This window comes from Pseudomonas sp. ESBL9 (assembly GCF_036668715.1).
GTDB lineage: Bacteria > Pseudomonadota > Gammaproteobacteria > Pseudomonadales > Pseudomonadaceae > Aquipseudomonas > Aquipseudomonas lundensis.
Window position 1 is genome coordinate 43,691 of record NZ_JAZEVV010000007.1, and the last position, 17,030, is coordinate 60,720.

The 17,030-nt window shown below is 58.9% G+C and carries 18 protein-coding genes; 8 read left to right on the top strand and 10 right to left on the bottom strand.

Going from position 1 to position 17,030, the window contains the following annotated elements; translation table 11 throughout:
- Positions 1-33 precede the first annotated feature (33 nt).
- The 6 genes from hemA (at position 34) to V6F78_RS18645 (ending at position 5,399) form a co-directional block, all read left to right on the top strand.
- The gene (hemA, locus tag V6F78_RS18620; protein ID WP_047273320.1) at positions 34-1,320 is read left to right on the top strand and encodes a glutamyl-tRNA reductase; all 1,287 of its coding nucleotides are present in this window, start codon (positions 34-36) and stop codon (positions 1,318-1,320) included.
- Positions 1,320-2,402, top strand: a complete 1,083-nt coding sequence (gene prfA, locus V6F78_RS18625) for a peptide chain release factor 1 (protein WP_332727994.1) — start codon at positions 1,320-1,322, stop codon at positions 2,400-2,402. Before hemA ends, prfA begins: the two co-directional genes overlap by 1 nt.
- Positions 2,403-3,233, top strand: a complete 831-nt coding sequence (prmC, locus tag V6F78_RS18630; RefSeq protein WP_047292247.1) for a peptide chain release factor N(5)-glutamine methyltransferase — start codon at positions 2,403-2,405, stop codon at positions 3,231-3,233.
- The gene (locus tag V6F78_RS18635; protein WP_047275363.1) at positions 3,227-3,982 is read left to right on the top strand and encodes a molybdopterin-synthase adenylyltransferase MoeB; all 756 of its coding nucleotides are present in this window, start codon (positions 3,227-3,229) and stop codon (positions 3,980-3,982) included. The genes prmC and V6F78_RS18635 overlap by 7 nt, the downstream gene beginning before the upstream one ends.
- Entirely contained in the window at positions 3,975-4,766 is a 792-nt protein-coding gene (gene murI, locus V6F78_RS18640) for a glutamate racemase (protein ID WP_332727995.1), read from the top strand. The genes V6F78_RS18635 and murI overlap by 8 nt, the downstream gene beginning before the upstream one ends.
- A 114-nt stretch (positions 4,767-4,880) precedes the next feature.
- Positions 4,881-5,399 (top strand): acyloxyacyl hydrolase, encoded by a 519-nt coding sequence (locus V6F78_RS18645; protein ID WP_047273325.1) that lies wholly within the window; start codon positions 4,881-4,883, stop codon positions 5,397-5,399.
- Positions 5,400-5,401: 2 nt separating this feature from the next.
- Here the strand turns inward: V6F78_RS18645 and V6F78_RS18650 are convergent, their stop codons facing one another.
- The 10 genes from V6F78_RS18650 to V6F78_RS18695 form a co-directional block, all read right to left on the bottom strand.
- Positions 5,402-5,707 carry a YkgJ family cysteine cluster protein gene (locus V6F78_RS18650; RefSeq protein WP_047273326.1) on the bottom strand — a complete coding sequence of 102 codons (306 nt, stop codon included), beginning with the start codon at positions 5,705-5,707 and terminating at the stop codon, positions 5,402-5,404.
- A gap of 56 nt (positions 5,708-5,763) precedes the next feature.
- Positions 5,764-6,258, bottom strand: coding sequence for a DUF2878 domain-containing protein (locus V6F78_RS18655; RefSeq protein ID WP_332727996.1), 495 nt, complete (start codon positions 6,256-6,258; stop codon positions 5,764-5,766).
- Positions 6,251-7,522: an SAM-dependent methyltransferase gene (locus V6F78_RS18660; RefSeq protein ID WP_047275369.1), complete on the bottom strand. Its 1,272-nt coding sequence runs from the start codon at positions 7,520-7,522 to the stop codon at positions 6,251-6,253. The genes V6F78_RS18655 and V6F78_RS18660 overlap by 8 nt, the downstream gene beginning before the upstream one ends.
- Positions 7,509-8,309, bottom strand: a complete 801-nt coding sequence (locus tag V6F78_RS18665; protein ID WP_047292250.1) for a DUF1365 domain-containing protein — start codon at positions 8,307-8,309, stop codon at positions 7,509-7,511. The genes V6F78_RS18660 and V6F78_RS18665 overlap by 14 nt, the downstream gene beginning before the upstream one ends.
- Positions 8,306-9,553: an NAD(P)/FAD-dependent oxidoreductase gene (locus V6F78_RS18670; RefSeq protein ID WP_169858836.1), complete on the bottom strand. Its 1,248-nt coding sequence runs from the start codon at positions 9,551-9,553 to the stop codon at positions 8,306-8,308. Before V6F78_RS18670 ends, V6F78_RS18665 begins: the two co-directional genes overlap by 4 nt.
- Positions 9,550-10,320 carry an SDR family NAD(P)-dependent oxidoreductase gene (locus tag V6F78_RS18675; RefSeq protein WP_047292257.1) on the bottom strand — a complete coding sequence of 257 codons (771 nt, stop codon included), beginning with the start codon at positions 10,318-10,320 and terminating at the stop codon, positions 9,550-9,552. Before V6F78_RS18675 ends, V6F78_RS18670 begins: the two co-directional genes overlap by 4 nt.
- Positions 10,313-11,758: a deoxyribodipyrimidine photo-lyase gene (gene phrB / locus V6F78_RS18680; RefSeq protein ID WP_332727997.1), complete on the bottom strand. Its 1,446-nt coding sequence runs from the start codon at positions 11,756-11,758 to the stop codon at positions 10,313-10,315. The genes V6F78_RS18675 and phrB overlap by 8 nt, the downstream gene beginning before the upstream one ends.
- A gap of 28 nt (positions 11,759-11,786) precedes the next feature.
- On the bottom strand, positions 11,787-12,722 hold the full coding sequence (locus tag V6F78_RS18685; protein WP_332727998.1) for a MerR family transcriptional regulator: 936 nt from the start codon (positions 12,720-12,722) through the stop codon (positions 11,787-11,789).
- A 2-nt stretch (positions 12,723-12,724) separates the two neighbouring features.
- Entirely contained in the window at positions 12,725-13,693 is a 969-nt protein-coding gene (locus V6F78_RS18690; RefSeq protein ID WP_094990551.1) for a YbgA family protein, read from the bottom strand.
- 210 nt (positions 13,694-13,903) lie between these two features.
- Complete coding sequence (locus V6F78_RS18695; RefSeq protein WP_047292261.1) at positions 13,904-14,890, bottom strand: NAD(P)/FAD-dependent oxidoreductase; 987 nt, start codon at positions 14,888-14,890, stop codon at positions 13,904-13,906.
- 194 nt (positions 14,891-15,084) lie between these two features.
- Between V6F78_RS18695 and V6F78_RS18700 the strand changes: the two genes are divergently transcribed.
- On the top strand, positions 15,085-15,987 hold the full coding sequence (locus V6F78_RS18700; RefSeq protein ID WP_047292262.1) for a TIGR01777 family oxidoreductase: 903 nt from the start codon (positions 15,085-15,087) through the stop codon (positions 15,985-15,987).
- Positions 15,988-16,000: 13 nt separating this feature from the next.
- Positions 16,001-17,026 (top strand): ferrochelatase, encoded by a 1,026-nt coding sequence (gene hemH / locus V6F78_RS18705; RefSeq protein WP_047292264.1) that lies wholly within the window; start codon positions 16,001-16,003, stop codon positions 17,024-17,026.
- Positions 17,027-17,030: the final 4 nt, after the last annotated feature.

Sequence of the window (17,030 nt, forward strand, 5' to 3'; positions counted from 1 at the left end):
TTGCCGGCTTCTCGTCATCATCAGCGATCTTGAATGGCCTTCCTCGCACTCGGTATTAACCACAAGACTGCTTCAGTAGACGTCCGCGAGCGCGTGGCTTTTACCCCGGAGCAGTTGGTTGAGGCCTTGCAGCAGCTCTGCCGACTGACCGACAGTCGTGAAGCTGCGATCCTCTCAACCTGCAATCGCAGTGAGCTGTATATAGAGCAAGACCAGATTTCAGCCGATACCGTTCTGAAATGGCTGGCCGATTACCATCAGCTCGACCTTGAAGAATTGAAGTCTTGCGCCTACATCCATGAAGACGATGCTGCCGTTCGTCACATGATGCGTGTGGCCGCAGGCCTCGATTCACTGGTGTTGGGCGAGCCGCAAATTCTCGGCCAGTTGAAGTCGGCGTATGCGGTGGCGCGTGAGGCGGGCACCGTCGGGCCGCTGCTTGGGCGCCTGTTTCAGGCCACGTTCAACTCGGCCAAGCAAGTGCGCACCGACACGGCCATCGGCGAAAACCCGGTTTCCGTGGCGTTTGCCGCGGTCAGCCTGGCCAAGCAGATTTTCAGTGACTTGCAGCGCAGTCAGGCTTTGTTGATAGGGGCTGGCGAAACCATCACCCTGGTCGCCCGACACCTGCATGACTTGGGGGTCAAACGTATCGTGGTTGCTAACCGTACGCTGGAGCGTGCCAGTCTGTTGGCCGAACAGTTCGGCGCGCATGCCGTGTTGTTGTCGGACATTCCTCAAGAGTTGGTGCACAGCGACATCGTCATCAGCTCGACGGCCAGTCAGTTGCCTATTCTCGGTAAAGGCGCGGTTGAAAGCGCGCTGAAGCTGCGCAAGCACAAACCCATCTTCATGGTCGATATTGCTGTTCCTCGCGATATCGAGCCAGAAGTCGGCGAGTTGGACGACGTTTACCTCTACACCGTCGACGACTTGCATGAAGTAGTGGCTGAAAACCTCAAGAGCCGCCAAGGCGCTGCTCAAGCCGCTGAAGAGCTGGTCAGCATTGGCGCCGAAGAATTCATGGTGCGTTTGCGTGAGCTGGCGGCCGTGGATGTGCTCAAGGCCTACCGCCAGCAAGGCGAACGCCTGCGCGATGAAGAGCTGCAAAAAGCGTTGAAAATGCTGGCCAATGGCGGCAACCCTGAAGACGTGCTGGCCCAATTGGCGCGCGGTCTGACCAATAAATTGCTGCACGCGCCCAGCGTGCAGTTGAAAAAGCTGTCCGCCGAAGGCCGCCTCGATGCGCTGGCCATGGCACAAGAACTTTTTGCCCTCGGTGAGGGCTCATCGCATAGCTCTGCGGATAAAAAATCGTAATGAAAGCGTCATTGCTTAATAAGCTGGACATCCTCCAGGACCGTTTTGAGGAACTGACCGCATTGCTTGGCGATGGCGAAGTTATCTCCGACCAAACCAAATTCCGCGCTTATTCCAAGGAATACGCAGAAGTTGAGCCCATTGTTGGCGCGTACGGCCAGTGGCTGAAAGTTCAGGGCGACCTGGAAGGCGCTCAAGCCTTGCTCAAGGACAGCGACCCCGACATGCGTGAAATGGCTGTCGAAGAAGTGCGCGAAGCCAAAGAGCGACTGATTGAGCTCGAAGGTGACCTGCAGCGCATGTTGCTGCCCAAAGACCCGAACGATGGGCGCAACGTCTTCCTCGAAATCCGGGCGGGCACCGGGGGCGATGAGGCCGCGATTTTTGCAGGCGATCTGTTTCGCATGTATTCCCGTTATGCCGAACGGCGTGGCTGGAGGCTGGAAATCCTGTCGGAAAACCCCGGTGAGCATGGCGGCTATAAAGAAGTCATTGCGCGGGTTGAAGGCGAGAGCGTGTACGGCAAGCTGAAGTTCGAGTCGGGCGTTCACCGTGTTCAGCGTGTCCCGGCGACTGAATCCCAAGGGCGTATTCACACCTCGGCCTGCACCGTCGCGGTATTGCCTGAGCCTGACGAACAAGAAGCGATCGAGATCAACCCGGCCGATTTGCGCGTCGACACCTACCGTTCTTCGGGCGCGGGTGGTCAGCACGTCAACAAGACCGACTCCGCCATCCGCATCACGCACTTGCCGTCGGGCATTGTGGTGGAGTGCCAGGAAGAACGCTCCCAGCATAAAAACCGTGCGCGGGCGATGTCGTGGCTTTCAGCTAAATTGAATGACCAGCAAACCAGCGCCGCCGCCAACGCGATTGCCAGTGAACGCAAACTGTTGGTGGGTTCGGGAGATCGTTCCGAGCGCATTCGCACCTACAACTTTGCCCAAGGCCGAGTGACTGACCATCGCGTCAACCTCACGTTGTACTCACTGGATGAAGTGCTCGCAGGCGGCGTCGAAGCCGTGATCGAACCGTTGTTAGCGGAATATCAGGCTGATCAACTGACAGCCCTGGGTGAATAAATGACCATTATTGCCAGCTTGTTGCGCGCCGCCCAATTGCCCGATTCGCCGACGGCGCGTCTGGATGCAGAGCTGTTGTTGGCAGCCGCCCTGGGCAAGTCGCGCAGTTACCTGCACACATGGCCCGAGAAAATTGTCAGCAGCGAAGCCGCACTGACCTTTGCCGACTTCCTGCAGCGCCGCCGCGCGGGCGAACCCGTGGCCTACATTCTGGGGCAGCAAGGTTTCTGGAACCTCGATCTGGAAGTGGCCCCGCACACGTTGATCCCGCGTCCGGATACCGAACTGCTGGTGGAGACGGCCCTGCAATTGCTGCCTGCAACCCCGGCCAGCGTGCTGGACCTGGGCACCGGCAGCGGCGCCATCGCCTTGGCCCTGGCCAGTGAACGCCCGGCCTGGAAGGTCACGGCCGTTGATCGCATCCTCGAAGCCGTGGCGCTGGCAGAGCGCAACCGGCAGCGCCTTGAATTGAATAATGTCACCGTGCTCAACAGCCATTGGTTCAGCGCGTTGGCAGGCCACCGTTTTGATTTGATCATCAGCAACCCGCCTTACATTGCGGCCGGGGATGTGCATCTGGATGAAGGGGACGTGCGTTTCGAGCCCGAAAGTGCGCTGGTCGCCGGTGCTGACGGGCTGGATGACATTCGTGAGATTGTCGCCGCAGCCCCGCACCACCTGAATGCCGGGGGCTGGTTGATGCTTGAGCATGGTTACGATCAGGCGCCTGCCGTGCGTGACCTGTTGCAGGGCGTGGGATTCGTTGAGGTTGAAAGCCGCCAGGACCTGGGCACTCACGAACGTATTACGTTGGGTCGCCTGCCGTGCTGACCGATCAGGAACTGTTGCGCTATAGCCGACAGATCCTGTTGCAACAGGTCGATATCGCCGGGCAGTTGGCCCTCAAAAACAGCCGTGTATTGATCGTCGGCCTCGGCGGGCTAGGCTCGCCGGTGGCGTTGTACCTGGCCGCGGCGGGGGTGGGCGAGTTGCACCTGGCTGACTTCGACAGCGTCGACGTCACCAACTTGCAACGCCAGATCCTGCACGACACGGCCAGTGTCGGTGAGAGCAAGGTCGACTCGGCCCTGACCCGGCTTACCGCGATCAACCCGGCGATCACCCTGATTGCCCACCGTACGGCGCTGGACGAAGACTCATTGGCCGATGCAGTCGCCGCCGTGGATCTGGTGCTCGACTGTTGCGACAACTTTGGCACCCGTGAAGCCGTGAACCGAGCGTGTGTGGCGGCGCGCAAGCCGTTGGTGAGCGGGGCTGCCATCCGCCTGGAAGGCCAGTTATCGGTCTTCGATTCGCGCCAGCCTTCCAGCCCCTGTTACCACTGTTTATACGGGCACGGCAGCGAAGATGAATTGACCTGCAGCGAAGCCGGCGTCATCGGCCCGCTGGTGGGGTTGGTGGGCAGTTTGCAAGCCCTTGAAGCCTTGAAGCTACTGGCCGGTTTTGGTGAGCCGCTGGTCGGTCGACTGCTGTTGATTGATGCCCTCGGCACGCGTTTTCGCGAGCTGCGGGTCAAGCGTGACCCGGCGTGCAGCGTGTGCGGTTCAGCCCATGAGTGAAGCACCGATTGGCGTCTTCGACTCGGGTGTCGGCGGCTTGTCAGTGCTCAACGAGATTCACGCCTTACTGCCCAATGAGTCGCTGCTGTACGTCGGTGATTGTGGGCATATTCCGTATGGAGAGAAATCCCCGGAATTTATCCGCCAGCGTTGTGCGGTGATTGCCGACTTCTTTCAGCACCAGGGCGCCAAAGCCATCGTGTTGGCCTGCAATACCGCCACGGTGGCGGGTGTGGCAGATTTGCGCCAACGCTATCCGCACTGGCCAATCGTTGGCATGGAGCCTGCCGTCAAGCCGGCTGCGGCCGCGACCCGAAGTGGCGTCGTGGGGGTTCTGGCCACCACGGGCACGTTGCAGAGCGCCAAATTCGCCGCCTTGCTGGACCGGTTCGCCAATGATGTCCGCGTCATCACCCAGCCTTGTCCCGGGCTGGTGGAATTGATCGAAACCGGCGATCTGCAAAGCCAGGCCTTGCGCTCACTGTTGCAAGGCTATGTCGAGCCGCTGCTGGCTGCCGGGTGCGACACGATCATCCTGGGGTGTACCCACTATCCCTTCCTCAAGCCTCTGCTCAGTCAGATGCTCGCGCCGTCGATCTGCCTGATCGATACCGGTGCGGCTGTCGCCCGTCAATTGCAACGTTTACTCCGTGAACGTGGGCTTTTGGCCACTGGGCCGGCTCAAGAAACCCAGTTTTGGACAAGCGCCTTACCTGAACAGATGAGAAATATCCTGCCTGCGCTGTGGAATAAGTCTGGCGTTGTGCGAAGCTTCGGCCTGTAAAGAAATGTGTGTCCGTTCAAATGGGTTGAACTTTCACGTTGTGATCGGATTCATAACGCCTGCCTGATGGGGCACACAACAAATGACCTATGCATACGAAAATAGGATTTTCTTATGAAGCGCTTTTTAGGCTTGGCTGCTCTCGCAGCAACGGTTCTGGGGCACAGTTACACGGCACAAGCGGCCGGTATCGAGTTTGGGGTAGGGCATACAAGCCAATCGAGCATGACCTATCGCCTGGGGTTGAAGTCCGATTGGGACAAGAGTTGGCTACAAAGTGATGTCGGTCGCCTGACCGGCTATTGGGACGGTGCTTACACGTTCTGGGATGGCAAGAAGTCATCCAGCAGTAACAGTCTGTCGTTCTCCCCTGTATTTGTGTACGAATTTGCCGGCGAAACGGTGAAGCCTTATATCGAAGCGGGGATCGGCATGGCGTTGTTCTCCAAGACCGAAGTGGAAGAGCAAAAGCTGGGCACCGCGTTCCAGTTTGAAGACCGCATTGGTGTTGGCCTGCGTTTCAACGGCGGTCATGAAGTCGGGATTCGTGCGACGCATTACTCCAACGCCGGGCTTTCCAGTACCAATGACGGGGTTGAGAGCTACGCCCTGCATTACACAATGCCGCTGTAACCTCAGCGATACGCGGTGGCAATGCCTTGACGCTCGTTGAGGCATTCAACCTCACCCATTTCGAACTCGCGGCAAATCAGCGGACGCTTTTCGTAAATGGTGCACATCATGGTGTTGCGGTCCAGGGCTGCACACCAGCCATCGTCCAGGCGCAACATCACTTCGCCTCCCCAGTCATCGGTATCGATAAAACGCTCGGGCACACCCGTGTCGGTGATCAGCATCACTTCGAGCTGGCAACAGCACGCCGCGCAGGTTGAGCACGTGACGGCGGGTTCGGTAATTTCAGTCAACGGGATGGTGGTCATAGGCGCGCAGTGTAAGGCAGTGCCGCATCAAGGTGTGAAACAGCTGACAGCTGCACCTATCCGGCCGGGTGAGAAAGTTTACCTGCCAGCCATTGCAGGGTTGGGAACAACGCCCCCCAAACAACCCCCAGCCCGATCAGGGTTGGCCACAGGCCCAATGGAAACGCCACGGCGTCCAGGCGCTGCCCTGCATAGTACGAAAGCGGACCTGCCACGGCGCCCAGCACTGCGCAAAGCCAGAGCGGTTTCGCGGTCCATGCCAGGCAATGATTCAAGGTAGTGGCCAACAGGGCCCACAGCAGCATCAGCCAGAACGGGATGATCTTTCCTGGACTGTCGAATGCAAACACGCCCACGTTCAACAGAACGCTGTCGATGACGCTGCCCAGCACGCACACCAGCACCACCAGGCGGATGTCAGCTTTTATCCACAGCACTTGAATAACCAAGGCCGCGCCTGCCAGCAGGAGCCAGGCGCTGTGGCCGCCCAGCACGCAGGCAAACCAGCCGACCTGAAACAGCGCGGCGTTGGCCAGCGTCTTGTTAAGCATCGAGTCGGCCCAACAGCGGTTCGAGCGTGGCGCCCGGTTTGGCCAGCAGCAATTGCGCGGTGCCAATGCTGCGCTCCAGAAAGCCGCCTTCGCAGTAGCACAAGTAAAACTCCCACAGCCTCAGGAAGTATTCGTCGTAGCCCAACTCAGTCAAACGGCCATGGGCGCGTCGAAAATTCTCGCGCCACAGGTGCAGGGTTTTGGCGTAATGCAGGCCGAAGTCTTCCATGTGCATCAAGTTCATGTCGGTGTCCTGGCCGACGATTTCGAGCATCTTCTGCACGCTGGGCAAAGCGCCGCCGGGGAAAATGTAGCGCTGGATAAAGTCCACGCTGCGTTTTGCCTGCTCATAGCGTTGTTCGCGGATGGTAATGGCTTGCAGCAGCATCAAGCCGTGGGGCTTGAGCAAGTGGGAACACTGTTTGAAATAGCTGGGCAAAAAGCGGTGACCGACTGCTTCGATCATTTCGATGGACACCAGCTTGTCGTACTGCCCTGTCAGATCACGGTAATCCTCAAGCAGCAATGTCACCTGATCTTGTAGGCCAAGTGCATGGATGCGCGCGAGGGTGTAGTCGTACTGCTCCTTGGACAAGGTCGTGGTGGTGACTTTGCACCCGTATTGCTGAGCGGCAAACAACGCCATGCTGCCCCAGCCCGTGCCGATTTCCAGCAAGTGGTCGTCGGCAGTCAGCCCGAGTTTCTGACAGATACGCGCCAATTTATTAAGCTGCGCCTGCTCCAGCGTGTCGTCGGGCGTAAGGAACTGGGCGGCGGAATACATCATGGTCGGGTCGAGAAACTGCTCGAACATCTCATTGCCCAGATCGTAGTGCGCGGCAATGTTTTTCTGCGAACCCTTGCGCGTGTTGCGATTGATCCAGTGCAGGCCCCGAATGAACGGGCGGCTCAGACGCGCCAGGCCTCCTTCCATGGCATCCAGCACTTCCATATTGCTGACCAGCACACGGATCACTTTTGTGAGGTCCGGGGAACTCCAGTAGCCATGGATAAAGGCTTCCCCGGCGCCAATCGAACCGTTGCTGGCGATCATGCCCCACACGCTGGCGTCGTGGATGTGAACCTCCGCCACAAGCCCCGCGCCATGCTCGCCGAATGTCCGGCGCTCGCCTTTTTCGACGACGGTCAGGTGGCCGTTTTTCAACTGGGCCAATTGGCGCATCACTCCGCGGCGCAATAGCGCGCTGGTCAGATTATGGGTACTCGACGATGACGATTTGCTCACCAGGCTAGGGCTTTTCATGGCGTTGTTCCTTGTTATGCGCAGTAGCAATGCGAAAGGCGCCATCGGCGGCCTGATGGGAAAAAATCGGTGTGCGCTTGAGAAAAAGCCGCACGGCTTGCCAGTAAATAGCCACGCACGTCTTCGCCGTCATCCATGGGAACTGGCGCACATAGCGATGCAGTCCCGCGCGGTCCAGCGACGTGCGTTGCAGATTGAGGGTGGCATCAAACAGTTTTAACTCACCTTGCCAGTCGGCCATGTGTACACCGAGGCGCGCGTCGGGCGCGCTGAAGCTCATGCGGTATTGCAGATCGCGCGGCAAAAACGGCGACACATGAAAAGCCTTGGCCACGGCGACGTGCTGAAAACCGTCACCTTGCGCCGGGAGAACATAGTGATAGCGCTCGCGCCAGGGCGTATTGGTCACTTCGCACAAGACAGCAGCCAAGGTGCCGTCAGCCTCAAAGCAGTAAAAAAAACTCACCGGGTTGAATGAAAGCCCCCAACTGCGCGGTTGCGTGAGCACGCGGATTGCGCCTTGCGGGGTGTGCCCCAACGCGATACCGACTTGTTGGCGCACCGCGTCGATCAGGCGCATGCCCGTATGGGTGTACGTTTTCAGGTAATCGGTTTCACGGAAAGAGAAGGGCGCCAGTCGGCTTTTTCCGGCCAAAGGGGAGAGGCCCAAGACCGCCTCTTGTTCATCCAGGTCGAGATAAAGCAGCCCGATGCGGTAACGAAACGCATGGGCGGTGGGCGCGAAGCGCCGGTGGGCGATCCACCCGGTATACAGGGCGCTGTTCATAAGCGATGCCCGAAGGCGTTGGTCACACGTAATGCGCTGACCACACCATCTTCATGGAAACCATTGGCCCAGTAGGCGCCGCAAAAATAGCTGTTGTTCGCGCCCAGCAGTTCTTGCCAGCGCGCTTGTGCGGCAATGCCCTGCAAGCTGTATTGCGGGTGGGCATAGGTAAAGCTGGCCAGCACTGTAAGCGGGTCGATGGCTGAAGTTTGGTTAAGACTGACGCAGAACGTGGTCTCGCTCTGAATACCTTGCAGGATGTTCATGTTGTAGGTCACGGCAGCGCGTTTTTGTACGGCTGACCCCAGGCGATAATTCCAACTGGCCCAAGCGAGTTTTCGGTCAGGCAACAGGCGCGTATCGGTGTGCAGCACAACATCGTTGTCCGCGTAGGGCAGCGCGCCGAGGATGTCCTTTTCGGCCGTTGAGGGCTGGGCCAGCAAGGCGAGGGCCTGATCGCTGTGGCAGGCAAAAATCACTTTGTCGAATCGCTCAACACCGGCCGCCGTGTGGATCAGTACGCCTTGCTCGTAGCGCTCGACCTGAGTCACCGGGCAATTAAGGTGGATTCGATCAGCAAAACCGGCACTCAGCGGTTTGACGTAAGCACTTGAGCCTCCCTCAATCACACGCCATTGCGGGCGATTACTGACGCTGAGCAGGCCGTGGTTCTTAAAGAAACGTACGAAAAATTGCAGGGGAAACGTCAGCATGTCGGCCAGTGACATGGACCAGATGGCGGCGCCCATCGGCACGATGTAGTGCTCAATGAAACGTTCGCCATAGCCGCGCCGTTGCAAATAGTCGCCGAGCCGGGTGTCAGCGGCGATACGCTGCTCGTCCAGGTCGCGGACGGCTTCGCGGTTAAAACGCAAAATGTCGCGCAACATGCCCCAAAAAGCAGGCGACAGCAGATTGCCGCGCTGGGCAAACAGGCTGTTGAGCGTATTGCCGTTGTATTCAAGCCGCGTGTCCGTATCGTGCACGGAGAAGCTCATTTCAGTGGCGTTGGAGCGCACCCCCAGTTGGTCCATCAGTTTAATGAAGTTGGGGTAGGTCCAATCGTTGAAAACGATGAATCCCGTGTCGACCGCATAGGATTGCCCGTTGACGTCAACAGTGACCGTGTGGGTGTGGCCGCCGACCCAGTCGCTGGCTTCAAACACCGTGATGTCGTGGGTCTTGTGCAGTAAATAGCCACAGGTCAGGCCTGATATGCCGCTGCCGATAATCGCGATTTTCATGGGTGTGGTTGCTCGCCATTACGCGCAAGACGTTTGCCCAGCGCCACTTGCATGCGCTTGGGCAGGCTGGACAACAGGCGCAACAGCGCGATGAAAGGGGTTGGAAATGCGATCTCCAGCGGGCGTTTCTCCAGACGCTGGGCAATATGGCTGGCTGCTTTGTCGGCAGGCCAGCGCATGGGCATCGGAAAGTCATTTTTTTCAGTCAGCGGCGTGTCCACGAAGCCAGGGCTGACGAGGGTGACGTCCATCCCTTCGTGGGCAAGATCCAGCCGCAGGGATTCCAGCAAGTAACGCAGCCCCGCCTTTGACGCGCCATAGGCGCCTGCCCGTGGCAGCGCCCAATAGGTGACGGAGCTCACAACGCCCACCAGATGCGGGCGCGAACCGGCGCGCAGCAAGGGCAGTGCCGTCTCGATGCAATAACTGGTGGCCAATAAATTGGTGCGTACGACGCGCTCGATCAGGGCGGCATCAAAGTGGTCGACGTCGATGTATTCGCAGGTGCCCGCATTGAGAATTACGGTGTCCAGCGCTCCCCAGGTCTGGGCAATGTGCATGCCGATCTCACGCACCTGAGCGCAGTCGGTCAAATCGCCGGGGACAACCAGAACTTGTCCGGGATAGCGGTCAGACAGGGCTGTAAGCGGTTGCGGGTTTCGTGCGCTGACGGCGAGCCGGGCGCCTGTTTCAAGCAGCACCTGAGCCAGATGCGCACCGATACCGCTGCTGGCTCCTGTGAGCCAGATTCTGCGCCCGTCAGTCATGACTCATCTCCAACATGTGCCTGGTAGGAAGATTTTTGAAGGCGCTGAGCGCGCGGTCGCGGCTTTGGCTCAAGTTCACGATAGGAGCAGGGTAGTTGACTGCGCCGAACAGGCCGCCCACTGAGGCCGGGTTATGCACCTGTTTTTTATTCAAATCAGCCAATTCGGGGAGCCAGTGTTTGATGAAGGTGCCTTCGGGATCGAAGCGCTCAGACTGACTCAACGGGTTGAAAATTCTGAAGTACGGAACGGAATCGGTACCGGTGGAAGAACTCCATTGCCAACCGCCGTTGTTGGCAGCCAAATCGCCGTCAATCAAGTGCTGCATGAAAAAGCGTTCGCCTTCACGCCAATCAATCAGCAGGTTCTTGGTCAGGAACATCGCCACCACCATGCGCAGGCGGTTGTGCATCCAGCCGGTTTCCAGCAGTTGGCGAATCGCGGCATCAATGATCGGAAAGCCGGTGCGGCCCAGTTTCCAGGCCTCCAACTCCTCCGGGGCCTCACGCCACGGCATGAATTCGGTTTCGGGGCGGAAGGCGCGATGCCGTGAGACGCGGGGGTAACCGACCAAAATGTGCTTATAAAACTCGCGCCACAGCAACTCGGTGATCCATGTGAAGACGCCGGGGCTGCCACTTTCGAACTCGCCGTTGTTGCTCATGAGTGCTGCGTGCAGGCATTGACGCGGGGAAATCACACCCGCCGCCAAGTAGGCGGAAAGCTGGCTGGTCCCCGGCTTGGCCGGCAGGTCGCGCTCATCCTGGTAGTAGTGGATGTGTTCATCAGCGAAGCGTGCCAGGCGTGTTTGGGCTTCTTCCTCTCCGGCGGGCCACAGCGCACGCAGCGCGTCATTGGGCGTGGCAAAGCCGTCGATTGCAGCAGGCACCGGGTCGCTTTGGATATTCAAGGGCGCTTGAGCCGCGGGGGCGGCGAGGGTCTGCGGCAGGGCCATGTGCAAACGGTTGTAACAGACTCGGCGAAATTGGCTGAACACCTGAAAGTACGAGCCCGACTGGGTGAGGATGCTGCCCGGTTGAAACAGCAGTTGGTCAAGGTAACGGTGGAAGGCGATGCCTTGGGCTTCCAGGGTTTGAGCCACCGCCGTGTCGCGGCGCGTTTCATTGATGCCGTATTCCTCATTGGTGTGCAGCGCTTGAATGCCTTGCTCTTGGCACAGCGTGAGCAGCACCGCAGGGACGTCTTCCCACGTGGCGGCGGTGCGAATCAGAAGAGGGATATTGAGCTGGCGCAAACGCTCGCTCAAGGTGTGCAGGTTGCGCAACCAGAAGTCGACTTTGCAGGCCGCGTCATCGTGCATCAGCCATTGCTGGGGGCTGATCACATACACCGCCAACGTGGGACCACGTGCAGCGGCGGCGCTCAGGGCGGTGTTATCGAGGTGACGCAGGTCGCTTCTTAGCCAAAAAAGTTGCATGTCAGTTCCTTGAGCCCATAGCAGAGCGTTACAAAAGCCCGAGTTGGTTGAGGCGTAGATGCGCTTCCATGGGGTCGTTGGCCAGGCACAGGCCTGCGATCTCGGTTGTGCTTACGGACAACACGTCGTAATGAATGCGTACCGCCGGGCCGGCAATCAACGTCGGGCACTCGATGCCGTTCAGTAATTTGTTCAATGCCTGGGTGTTAATGGTTTTGCTGGAGTACAGCACCACCGCTCGAGGCTCCAGTCGCTCGACTGCCAGGCCCAGTTCACCCACCGGCAAAGGCGCGTCAAACATCTCAACCGGGCAGTGACTGCTGCTGATCAGCAAGGCGGTGAGCCACAGGTGGGGGTCGAAGGGCAGGTCCGAGTGGTTAATCAGCAGGACCGGATCGCCTTTAAGCGAACGGTTGTTGTGATAAATGCGTGCGCCCAGCTTGCTGCGCAGCCAGGTATGAAAGAACACCCGCTCCAGTTGGGCGCCGAACTGCCCTTGCCAGCGCTGTTCCAGCTCATCGAGCAGCGGCATCAACAGTCGCTCGCACAAGGGGCGTGTGGGGTAGAGCGACATGACTTGGTTGAAACAATCATCGAGGCGGCGCTCGGCCAACTCACTGATGGCTTCAATCAGGGTATGACGCCAAACCTGCCAGTCGCTGCCGGGTGCTTCGGCAGACGGACCGGGAGCATCAAGCAATGGCTTGATTTGGCTGACAGCCACGCCGCGGTTAAGCCACAGCACAATCTGCTGGATCCGCTGAATATGCTCTGTGGAAAACAGCCGATGCCCCTTGGCGGTGCGATGGGGGACGATCAATCCGTAGCGACGCTCCCAGGCACGCAAGGTCACCGCGTTAACCCCCGTAATACGCGAAACATCACGTATGGGCAGCCAACCTTGTGCCAGAGCCTGGCTGTAGTCCGTATCAGGTGTGTTGGACATAATCAGGTCGTCGGTCATGGTCAGATGGCATTGCGCAGGCTGAGGTTTTCCGGATGCGGCTGCAGGTACACCTGACGCGAGATGTAAGGGTCCGGGTGCTGACGGAAGTGATGCTTGAGCAGGGTCAGCGGCACCACTAAAGGCACGATGCCCTGCAAGTATTGGCCGATGATCTGCTGGATCTCTTGCTTGTCGGCACTGCTGATGGATTGTTTGAGGTAGCCGCTCAGGTGTTGCAGCACATTGGTGTGCGTGCGCCGGGTGGCACATCGTTTGAGGGCTTTCATCAGCTCGCTGAAGTACTGCGGTGCAATAGCGTGCGGGTCTTGTTTGCCAAGGCTGCCCAGTAAATTGCCCAGGGTTTTGTACTGGACCGGATGGTTTGCCATCAGTTGATATTTATACCGGGCATGGAACTCGGTCAGGCTGCGCCGTGTGATGCCTTGTTTGAGCAGCGCTTGCCAGTCCCGGTAGGCGTAGACCCGGGTCATGAAGTTCTCGCGCAATACCGGGTCATTTAAACGACCGTCTTCTTCCACCGGCAGGTTGGGGTGCGCGTCACAGAAGGCGCGGGCGTATATGCCGCGGCCACTGAGTTCGGCCGGGCGGCCACCGTCCTGATAGACCTTGACCCGCTCCAGCCCGCAGGACGGTGACTTCTGCATAAAAATGTAGCCACAAATGTCGGTGTGTTCGGCCGCCATGTCCACCCCGTAGTCATGCAGGGGGCCGGTGACGTCCAGCGCGCTGTCGACACTGCCGACGGCCAGCGGCTGTTGCGGGTTGCCAATCAGACGGATGGGTTGACGGGGAATGCCAAGGCCGATGGCGACCTCGGGGCACAGCGGCACAAAGTCGAAATGTTCACTCAGGGCCTGGCTGCACAGGCGCGACTCTTTATGGCCGCCGTTAAAGCGAACTTCAGCTCCCAGCAGGCAGGCGCTGATGGCGATTTTCGGTTTGTCATGAGCTGAGACGGCGCTGGCCATGTGATGAACCTCCAAGAATTACTTGTACATCTTTTGTGCGATGTACAACTTAAGGTCATCATAGGCTTGATATTGTACAAGTCAAATAACTTGTACAGGTTTTGGGGCTTCTACGGAGTTATCGCATCTGATGTCGTTTGGTAAGACCACGGCAGTGCCTGCAGACGCCGCGCGAGGCGGCGTCAGGGGGGGGGAGTGATGTGCGGTGCGTTATTCCAGGTGCTCAAGCAACTTTCGCGCAGCGTCCTGGCCGCTGAGCCAGGCGCCTTCGACCCGGCCAGACAAACACCAGTCGCCGCAGGCGTATAAGCCCAGGTCTGAGTCGGCCAAAGCGCCCCATTCATGGGCCGTTGCGGGTCGAGCATAGAGCCAGCGGTGGGCCAGGGTAAAAATCGGGGCCGGTGTGGGGAAGTGCATCAGCTCGGCAAAGGCGCCGTGCAGTTGCTCAATGACCGCTTCTTTGGGCAGGTCGAGGTTTTGTCGGCTCCAGGCGCTGGTGGCATGCAGCACCCAGGTGTCGGGCTGGTTGTTACGGCCCGGTTTGCTGCTGTTGCGTGCCAGCCAGTCCAGCGGGCTGTCTTGTACAAAACAGCCATCCATTTTGGTTGCCAGAGGGGTTTCAAAGGCCAGCGCCAACGCCCAGGTGGGGTCCATCTTCACACTGGCCACCATGCTGGCCAATTTAGGGGCCAGGGCCAGTAACGCCGTGGCCTGTGGCGCGGGAGTCGCGATGATCACATGGCTGAAGGGGCCATGATCATCACCGTTTGCATCTTGCAGGTGCCAGTGTGTCTCACCTTTGATCAGGTCGGTGATCCGGCAGGAAAAGGTCACGTGGGATTTGCCTAGCAGGCCGCGGGTGATCGCACTCATGCGCGGGCTGCCGACCCAGCGGGTTTGCTCGTCGGGGGAAGGAGTCAGTTGGCCATGTTTGTGGTTGTACAGATGCGGTTCCCATTCACTGGCCCAGCCTTTGGCTTGCCAGCGTTGCACTTCTTCGACGAAACGTCGATCGCGGGCAGTGAAGTACTGCGCGCCCATGTCCAGGTTGCCCGCTTCACTGCGTTTACTGGACATACGGCCACCGCTGCCCCTGCTTTTATCGAACAGGTGCACCGTGTGACCTGCTGTTTGAAGGGCGTGCGCTGCTGAAAGACCGGCAATGCCGGTGCCGATGATTGCGATGGGTACAGTCATAGTGGCCTCGATTCCTGTTTGCACAGACTACGCCGACGGTAATACCTGTACAAATCTATTTATTGGTATAAGTTTTAGCGTGCTCGCTGGGTCCATCTGGCCTATTCTTATACACAGCCGACGGCGCGACGAATTGGGGCTTTCTCTAAAAATAGACCAGTGCTTGCGATAAAACTTCCTGCGAGGTTGAACAGATGCACATATTGCTGACAGGCGGTACAGGCTTGATAGGGCGCCAGCTTTGTCGTCACTGGTTGGCCCAAGGTCATCGTTTGACGGTGTGGAGCAGACGCCCCGCGCAGGTGAGTGAACTCTGTGCAACAGGCGTCAGGGGCATCGCCACGCTCGAAGAACTGGGGCAGGACCCCGTGGATGCCGTGATCAATTTGGCGGGGGCACCGATTGCGGATCGGCCCTGGACGCGCAAGCGCAAGATGTTGCTCTGGAGCAGTCGGATCACCCTGACCGAAACCCTCCTGGCATGGCTCGAAAGCCGCGAGCAAAAACCTTCTGTGCTGGTTTCGGGGTCGGCAGTGGGCTGGTATGGGGATGGCGGTGAGCGCGAGTTGACCGAAGACGCCGCGCCGGTCAGCGAAGATTTTGCCAGTCACCTGTGCATCGCCTGGGAAGAGACCGCGCTGCGTGCGCAGGCACTGGGGATACGTGTGGTGTTGGTGCGCACCGGGCTGGTGTTGTCAGCCGAGGGCGGCTTTTTGTCACGCCTGTTGCTGCCTTTCAAGCTGGCGCTCGGCGGGCCGATAGGCAATGGTCGGCAATGGATGCCCTGGATTCATATTCAGGACCAAATCGCCCTGATTGATTTTCTTGTGCATGAGAATGCGGCAACCGGTCCTTATAATGCCTGCGCCCCGCACCCGGTGCGTAACGCCGAGTTCGCCAAAACCCTTGGCCGCGTGCTGCATCGCCCGGCCGTGATGCCCATGCCCGCGTTTGTATTGCGCGTATTGCTGGGCGAAATGTCGCAGTTGTTATTGGGCGGGCAGCGGGCGACCCCCGCACGCTTGCTTGAAGCCGGTTTCACTTTTCAGTTCACCGATTTGCGAGCGGCACTCGATGATGTGTCCGCCCGCCTCTGAAATAGGATGTTGCATGACCGACCACGCGCTGTTGCTGGTAAACCTGGGTTCACCGGCGTCTACGTCGGTAGCGGATGTTCGCAGCTACTTGAACCAGTTTTTGATGGACCCGTACGTGATCGACTTGCCATGGCCGGTTCGACGCTTGCTGGTGTCGCTGATCCTGATCAAACGCCCCGAGCAGTCGGCGCATGCCTACGCGTCAATCTGGTGGGATGAAGGTTCACCGTTGGTGGTGCTCAGCCGCCGTTTGCAGCAGGCCATGACCCGCGAGTGGAAGCAGGGGCCGGTGGAATTGGCGATGCGCTATGGCGAGCCGTCCATTGAAACTGTGCTGACCCGGCTGGCCGCTCAGGGCATCAAGAAGGTCACCCTTGCGCCGCTCTACCCGCAATTTGCGGACAGCACCGTGACCACGGTGATTGAAGAAGCCAAGCGGGTGGTCAAGGCTAAAAAGCTGCCGATTCAGTTCTCAATCCTGCAGCCGTTTTATGACCAGCCCGAGTACCTGGAAGCGATGGTGGCCAGTGCCAAACCGCATCTGGCGCAGGATTACGATCACCTGCTGCTGAGCTTCCACGGTTTGCCCGAGCGGCATCTGCACAAACTCGACCCGACCGGTAATCACTGTTTCAAAAATGAAGACTGCTGCCAAAACGCGTCCCCTGCGGTGATGGCTACCTGCTATCGCGCGCAATGCCTGCGTACCGCTGAGTTGTTTGCGCAGCGAATGGGCTTGCCGGACGGTAAGTGGTCGGTGGCTTTTCAGTCCCGTTTGGGGCGCGCGAAGTGGATCGAACCCTATACCGAAGCGCGGCTGGATGCGCTGGCCAAAGAGGGCGTGAAAAAAATTCTGGTGATGTGCCCGGCCTTTGTCGCCGATTGCATCGAGACGCTGGAAGAGATTGGCGATCGCGGTCGCGAGCAGTTTATCGAGGCGGGGGGCGAGGAGTTGGTGCTGGTGCCGTGCCTCAATGACAGCCCTGAATGGGCGGCTGCGTTGAATACGTTATGCGAAAGGGCGCCGCTGGCGCTGTGAAATA

Coding starts and splice junctions, on each gene's coding strand:
- hemA (WP_047273320.1), top strand. CDS start 34: ATGGCCTTCCTCGCACTCGGTATTAACCACAAGACTGCTTCAGTAGAC.
- prfA (WP_332727994.1), top strand. CDS start 1,320: ATGAAAGCGTCATTGCTTAATAAGCTGGACATCCTCCAGGACCGTTTT.
- prmC (WP_047292247.1), top strand. CDS start 2,403: ATGACCATTATTGCCAGCTTGTTGCGCGCCGCCCAATTGCCCGATTCG.
- murI (WP_332727995.1), top strand. CDS start 3,975: ATGAGTGAAGCACCGATTGGCGTCTTCGACTCGGGTGTCGGCGGCTTG.
- V6F78_RS18645 (WP_047273325.1), top strand. CDS start 4,881: ATGAAGCGCTTTTTAGGCTTGGCTGCTCTCGCAGCAACGGTTCTGGGG.
- V6F78_RS18650 (WP_047273326.1), bottom strand. CDS start 5,707: ATGACCACCATCCCGTTGACTGAAATTACCGAACCCGCCGTCACGTGC.
- V6F78_RS18655 (WP_332727996.1), bottom strand. CDS start 6,258: ATGCTTAACAAGACGCTGGCCAACGCCGCGCTGTTTCAGGTCGGCTGG.
- V6F78_RS18660 (WP_047275369.1), bottom strand. CDS start 7,522: ATGAAAAGCCCTAGCCTGGTGAGCAAATCGTCATCGTCGAGTACCCAT.
- V6F78_RS18665 (WP_047292250.1), bottom strand. CDS start 8,309: ATGAACAGCGCCCTGTATACCGGGTGGATCGCCCACCGGCGCTTCGCG.
- V6F78_RS18670 (WP_169858836.1), bottom strand. CDS start 9,553: ATGAAAATCGCGATTATCGGCAGCGGCATATCAGGCCTGACCTGTGGC.
- V6F78_RS18675 (WP_047292257.1), bottom strand. CDS start 10,320: ATGACTGACGGGCGCAGAATCTGGCTCACAGGAGCCAGCAGCGGTATC.
- phrB (WP_332727997.1), bottom strand. CDS start 11,758: ATGCAACTTTTTTGGCTAAGAAGCGACCTGCGTCACCTCGATAACACC.
- V6F78_RS18685 (WP_332727998.1), bottom strand. CDS start 12,722: ATGACCGACGACCTGATTATGTCCAACACACCTGATACGGACTACAGC.
- V6F78_RS18690 (WP_094990551.1), bottom strand. CDS start 13,693: ATGGCCAGCGCCGTCTCAGCTCATGACAAACCGAAAATCGCCATCAGC.
- V6F78_RS18695 (WP_047292261.1), bottom strand. CDS start 14,890: ATGACTGTACCCATCGCAATCATCGGCACCGGCATTGCCGGTCTTTCA.
- V6F78_RS18700 (WP_047292262.1), top strand. CDS start 15,085: ATGCACATATTGCTGACAGGCGGTACAGGCTTGATAGGGCGCCAGCTT.
- hemH (WP_047292264.1), top strand. CDS start 16,001: ATGACCGACCACGCGCTGTTGCTGGTAAACCTGGGTTCACCGGCGTCT.